The sequence below is a fragment of the Cetobacterium sp. genome, assembly GCF_977044495.1.
In genome coordinates this window covers 1-1193 of record NZ_CDRRQU010000101.1, presented here as the reverse complement: position 1 = coordinate 1193, position 1193 = coordinate 1, and the positions used below count along the sequence as shown (strand labels likewise).

1 protein-coding gene is annotated in these 1193 nt (G+C 26.5%); it reads left to right on the top strand.

Annotation, left to right across the window (positions count from 1 at the left end; translation table 11 throughout):
* The coding region (locus ACWI69_RS12180) for a hemagglutinin repeat-containing protein (RefSeq protein ID WP_448822101.1) at window positions 1-1193 on the top strand (1193 nt) is incomplete at both ends.

Here is a 1193-nt window from a genome sequence, read left to right as displayed (position 1 = left end):
AAAAAGGAGTAACAATAAAAACTGATAATCTTATAAGTGAAAGTTTAAGAAATGGAGCATATGCTTCTATTGAAGGAGAAAATATAACTATTGTTTCTAAGAATGATATTGTAAATAAAGGTGGAAGTATTATTGCAGATGAAAATATAATACTAAATACAGAAAATGGAAATATAGTTAATGATACAAAAGTTCATATTAATGATAATACTTATAAAGATACAGTTACAGATATAGTAGGAAAAGGAGTTATAAGTGGAGAAAATATAATAATAGATTCAGGAAAAGATTTTAGTAATGCTGGTGGGGAAGTTTTAGCTAAAGATACAGTTAATATTAAAGCAAGTGAAAATATTAATCTTGATTCAGTTGAAACAGTAACACAAAAGCAAACAGGAAGCAGTAAAAATTATACAATAAATAGAAAAGAAGAAAATATAGGAAGTAATATTTCAGGAGAAAATATTAATCTTGAAGCTGGTAAAAATTTAACAGCTATTGGTTCAGATGTTGTAGCAAATAAAGATTTGAATGTAAAAGCTGGTGAAAATATTAATATTGTTGGTTCTGTTGATAGTGAAAGTACAGAAAAGCATAAAAGTTCAAGTGGATTCTTTAAGAGTAAAGAAAGTATTGATATAAAATATGATGAAACAATAAATGTAAGTAATTTTATATCAGGAAATAACATGAATGTAGAAGCAGGAAATAATATAAATGTAGTTGTAAGTAATGTTGTAAGTGATAAAGAACTTAATCTTGAAGCTGGTAATAATGTAGTAATTTCTTCTGGACTTGAAGGAAGTTCTGAACACCATGAAAGTATAAAGACAGGATTCTTAGGATTATCTGGAAGATATGAAAAAGATAAAGAAATAAATTATAAAAATGTTGGTTCTTATGTTGGTGCTACTGAAGATATTAATATCAAAGCTAATAATAATGTAAATGTAATAGCTTCAGATGTAGAATCAGGAAAAGATATTAATATATCAGCAGGAAAAGATGTTAATATTGTTGCAGGTGATGACATTACTAAGAAAGAAAGTGAAAAGCATAAAACTAAAACAAGTATTTTTGGTTCTGTTAAAGATCTTAATTTTGAAGTTGGATTAAAAACAGAAGCTTCAAAGAATCAAAGTACAAGCCTTGATACTAAAGTAACTGGAAGTAATATATTAGTAGGAGGAGAT